Genomic DNA, 4,539 nt, shown 5'->3' on the forward strand with positions numbered 1-4,539 from the left:
TTTCCAATAACGGGCGCAGACATGTGGGGCATAATGGCGAAGCCGCCCCGCGTGTTTGCGTCCCAGCGAACGAAGTGAGTGCGTTTATTGGCTTGTTAAGTGTCATTCTGTCGTTCGACCTATGAATTCAGATATAGCTGCTATCATTAATTCAACTTGCTTTGAGTCATATTCATCAAACTCTCCGTGCGCTGCATTGTTTCGGATGCCCAGTAAATAAGTAACATTTTTTTGATCGATTTTGTTGTAAACACCAGCTTTGCATAAGTCTGCATTCACAACGTCAGCTTTTTTCTGTACTTGCTTGCCATTTCTTTCAATTTCGGTGTCAATTTGATGAGTTTTGCAGAGGGTTCTTAAATGTTGCTCTAGAGCACTACCTGCAAGTATTGCAGCCGGATCTTTGTAGCCCTCACTTAGCTGATGATCAGCCATTTCGAGGAGGTCTGCAAAAATGTCTGCTGAAATCAATCCTCTTGTGGTACTAAGCCAACCATTGTCAATTTCATCCTTTACTGCAGATAGAATTCCGATTCCACGCTTTGTTGTTGAGGGCTGAGCGTCGCCTACTTTTTCGGAAAAATCTTGAAAATAAGGATGCGATGAACCGAATAGCTTAAGAATGAATGACATCGCTGAAGATCTAAACTGATAGAATAAAATCAAATCTACTCTAATGAATTGTCCGGTTCGATCTTCGGTTTTGAGTACTTCGCCACCTAATGTGATGAGTTCTTTTACCCGGTTGGTAAGTAACTCTTTGTTCATATATCCTCCATGACACTTAACGGCCCGCATAACGGGCAAAAATACGTAGGCTATAATACAGAGCGAAGCGAAGGGAGCCTACGTGTTTTTGTCCCAGCGAGCCCGCGAGCGAGTTTATGCGATTGTTAGGTTTCATTGTGATTCAACGAAGAAAGAACGGATTTCAATTGCGGAATTGCAGATTGAACAGAGCCCATACCTTCTAGTGAAACCATTAACACGCCTTTATTAGTACCGAGACACGCAGCAACTAAATGCCCTTCTTCATTTGGCCCTGAGTAAGCAACTAATTCCCAAGGGGCACTCGTTTGAATATCTAAAGGGGCAAGTTGAGAATATAATTCCATTTTAGGAAGTTGTTCATTGAGGTTTGATAAGTAGCTTTTCATTTCAGCTAATATCTCAGCTCCCTTTTCTACGGATGGCACAATGTAGACTGAAAGAATGATTACCTGTTCTGATTCTTCATTTGCTGCGACAGTTGTAATTTTGTTTGTATTTACAACGGACCATCCATTTCCGAGCGTTAAAGAAAAACCATTGGATTGGATTTCTTGAGACACAGAACTAAACGCTGTAACTAATAAAATCAGACCGAAAAAAATCACTTTCATTTAATCAGTTCCTTTGAAACCTAACACCCCACTAAGGGGCAGTAACACGTAGGCTAAAATTAGGAGCGGAGCGACAGAGCCTACGTGTTACTGTCCCAGCGAGCGAAGCGAGAGCCTTGAGTGGTTTGTTATATTTTATTGCTTAAACATCCTTGAAAACATCATAAATAACAACCCCAACGTTAATGACCGTTAAGATCATAATGAAAATTGTCATATTGCGCATTTGAGAAGTCATTGATTTGATTTTTGAGTTAAACTCTTCATTTTCGCGGCGAGCAATTTCTTCCCTATAGAAGCTAAGTCCAAGGCTTGTCGATTTAGCGATCTGATCATAGCTTCTTTTTAAAGACTCAATATCTCTATTCTTTAATTCTTCAAATGAACTCATTTCTTTTCCCTGAAATATAACTTTTAAATAAGGGGCGATAACGCGTAGGGCATAATAGCGAAGCGGCCCTGCGTGTTAGCGTCCCAACGAGCGCCAGCGAGTGACTTTATTTTTTTGTTATACACCAGATAGCCAACCATAAAACGCGATACCACCACACAGAAAACTGAATAAAAAGTACGGCAACAAATTTACCCGCATGACTTGTGAAGATGGTTCATTTCCAAGATATTCTTTGCGCTTGCCAAGCACTGGCCCAGCCATATAAAAAACGATGCTGACTAAGAACCAACAATAAAACGCCCCTTGCGTAAGCGATACTGTACCGGACATTATTAGGAAAACCATAAGCAATGTTGCTAATACAGCGACAAGAGCAACGCCAAATTTATATCCGTTACTTGGTTTTTTGTTGGTAATAAAATCCATCTCATCTATCAATTACAGTGGTGTATAACTTTCCAATAACGGGCGCAGACATGTGGGGCATAATGGCGCAGCCGCCCCGCGTGTATGCGTCCCAGCGAACGAAGTGAGTGAGTTTATTGGGTTGTTAGGTGCGTTCACAAAATAGCCTTAAATATTAAGTAAGCGTTGGTGACGCAGATTAATGCTCCTATGGTAATCATAGTCTTTGGGGGCAGCAGCTCTCTTTGAGAACCTAAACTATTTTTAGCATTCCTGCCTCGGAAGATAAGGTATACACCAACCAAAATAACGATACATTTGATTATAATATCGGCGAGGACATAAGAATCCATCCAAGTTCATCCCTGATAGTTAATAAAGTGAAAATTACTGGAATATTCCATCAAAGCACATAACTTTTAAATAAGGGGCGCAGACATATGGGCTAAAATCCGAACGAAGTGAGCAGCCCACATGTTTGCGTCTAAGCCCGCGTAGCGGGCGAACTTGATTTTTTTGTTATGTGCTTTCGCTTATTTCTAAAACTACAGTTAACCATAAATTTCCCCAACGCTCACGTCTATCTTCTGAACTCAACACTTTAGGTGAAGTGGTTTGATATTCATTTAAAGAATGACGATTGGCGAAAAGAGTAGCAGACACAGCACCTTTTTTAACTCTTTCTGCATCGTAAAAGACCGCCACGACTTGGTTGCATCTGGAACATTGAATAAAGGAGGCTTGTTCTGAACCTTGCTTTAAAAAATTGACTGGGGCACTTGAGTTAACCCTCAACTTCCCTAGCGGATCTGAAATGTACGCAAGACTATGATGCTTACAAAAGTCGCAGTCACATTCTCTAGGTTGATAGCTTTCGATTGGTTTAGGAAGTGATAACTTTACGCGTATTGCTTCGCATGAACATGAAGAGAAATAATCCATTTAACCCTCACAAAGTAAACCAGCACATAACATTAAGCTAAGCGGCGCAGTTGCGTGGGGCATCATGGCGAAGCCGCCCCGCGTAAATGCGTCCGAGCGACCGAAGGGAGTGGTCTTTAGCGCCTTGTTAGAAGCAGAGCCAGTTCCTTTGGTCTGTTTAAAAACTAATGAAGCCCAGCATACGATTGATTATTAACACAAACAAGCAAAACGACTGTGCACTAACGTTTTTGATTTAGCTTAAGCAAGCCGCCATTTGAACTGTCGAACGCATTGGCGCTTGTTGACGTTGAATAATAATTTGGCGATAAAGCGCTTAATGCGCAACCTTTGAATTGAAAGCGGCGGATTTAAACCTACCACAAGCCAGAGCGATGCTAATGAAAACAGGTGAGGGCAGTTGCACTGGGATTTTTATAAAGCCAAACGCAGTTTAGGCTGACGCCTTATAACATTAAGCTAAGCGGCGCAGTTGCGTGGGGCATAATGGCGAAGCCGCCCCGCGTAAATGCGTCCGAGCGACCGAAGGGAGTGGTCTTAAGCGCCTTGTTATAAGCAGAGCCAGTTCCTTTGGTCTTTTTAAAAACTAATGAAGCCAGCATACGATTGATTGTTAACACAAACAAGCAAAACGACTGTGCACAAATGTTTTTGATTTGACAGAAGCAAGCCGCCATCTGAGCTATCAAGTGTAATGGCGCTTGCGAGGTTCAACTAATAATTTGGCGAAAAAGCGCCTATTACACCACCTTTGAGTTATGAGCGGCGGATTTAAACCTACCACAAGCTAGAGTGATGCTAATGAAAACAGGTGAGGGCAGTTACACTGGGATTTTTACAAAGCCAAACGCAGTTTAGGCTGACGCCTTATAACACCCACATAAGGGGCAGTAATACGTGGGCTAAAATAGGAGCGAAGCGACAGAGCCCACGTGTTACTGTCCCAGCAAAGCGGCTTAATGTGTTTGTTATGTGACTTTACCCTAAAAAAGAGCGTGCTTTTTGTACTTTTTAACAAACACTTTTGCTTCCGCTAACGTTGAAGGGTAAGAAACGCTGTAATAGCTATTTTTAATAGGCCGAATTTTTTGAAAGTAAAAACCATGCTGTACTAGATAAGTTACCTTTTTCCATTGAGCAGCATCCGATTTTTTCGGCGTTTTGAAATGCCGGCCTAAGTTATAAGTAACGCCACCGCAAGAAATACACTGACTGTGTAATGGATAGTCGCATGGAGCACCAAGAAAACTGCGTTGGAAAGAGGTTTTGCAGTCGAGGCAGGCAAAAGCCATAGAATACTTGCCACTTGAAAAGGAAGCTTTGTCTGGTTTGATTGGTTTCGCTCTATAACCAGAATTCCATCTAAGTGCTTTTTTAGTGTTTCTATCCATGAACTCCCTGAGTCACATAACTTTC

At 41.9% G+C, this 4,539-nt stretch carries 6 protein-coding genes; all 6 read right to left on the reverse strand.

From position 1 onward, the window contains the following. Positions 1–102: 102 nt before the first annotated feature. Positions 103–768, reverse strand: a complete 666-nt coding sequence (locus tag ACYTPF_RS19295; protein ID WP_461853343.1) for a hypothetical protein — start codon at positions 766–768, stop codon at positions 103–105. 125 nt (positions 769–893) lie between these two features. Continuing rightward, the gene (locus ACYTPF_RS19300; protein ID WP_461853344.1) at positions 894–1,382 is read right to left on the reverse strand and encodes a hypothetical protein; all 489 of its coding nucleotides are present in this window, start codon (positions 1,380–1,382) and stop codon (positions 894–896) included. A 142-nt stretch (positions 1,383–1,524) separates the two neighbouring features. Further along, on the reverse strand, positions 1,525–1,773 hold the full coding sequence (locus ACYTPF_RS19305) for a hypothetical protein (protein WP_461853345.1): 249 nt from the start codon (positions 1,771–1,773) through the stop codon (positions 1,525–1,527). A gap of 117 nt (positions 1,774–1,890) precedes the next feature. Further along, positions 1,891–2,202, reverse strand: coding sequence for a hypothetical protein (locus ACYTPF_RS19310; RefSeq protein WP_461853346.1), 312 nt, complete (start codon positions 2,200–2,202; stop codon positions 1,891–1,893). 498 nt (positions 2,203–2,700) lie between these two features. Further along, a complete protein-coding gene (locus tag ACYTPF_RS19315; RefSeq protein ID WP_461853347.1) occupies positions 2,701–3,123 on the reverse strand; it encodes an aldehyde-activating protein in 423 nt (140 codons plus the stop codon). Positions 3,124–4,297: 1,174 nt separating this feature from the next. After that, on the reverse strand, positions 4,298–4,539 hold a 242-nt coding region (locus tag ACYTPF_RS19320; protein WP_461853348.1), incomplete at its 5' end, for a hypothetical protein.

The organism is Alteromonas sp. HB246098, from assembly GCF_054890645.1.

What these genes read in the sequence shown, in the direction of transcription:
- ACYTPF_RS19295 (WP_461853343.1), bottom strand. Translation starts at nt 768, where the DNA reads ATGAACAAAGAGTTACTTACCAACCGGGTAAAAGAACTCATCACATTA.
- ACYTPF_RS19300 (WP_461853344.1), bottom strand. Translation starts at nt 1,382, where the DNA reads ATGAAAGTGATTTTTTTCGGTCTGATTTTATTAGTTACAGCGTTTAGT.
- ACYTPF_RS19305 (WP_461853345.1), bottom strand. Translation starts at nt 1,773, where the DNA reads ATGAGTTCATTTGAAGAATTAAAGAATAGAGATATTGAGTCTTTAAAA.
- ACYTPF_RS19310 (WP_461853346.1), bottom strand. Translation starts at nt 2,202, where the DNA reads ATGGATTTTATTACCAACAAAAAACCAAGTAACGGATATAAATTTGGC.
- ACYTPF_RS19315 (WP_461853347.1), bottom strand. Translation starts at nt 3,123, where the DNA reads ATGGATTATTTCTCTTCATGTTCATGCGAAGCAATACGCGTAAAGTTA.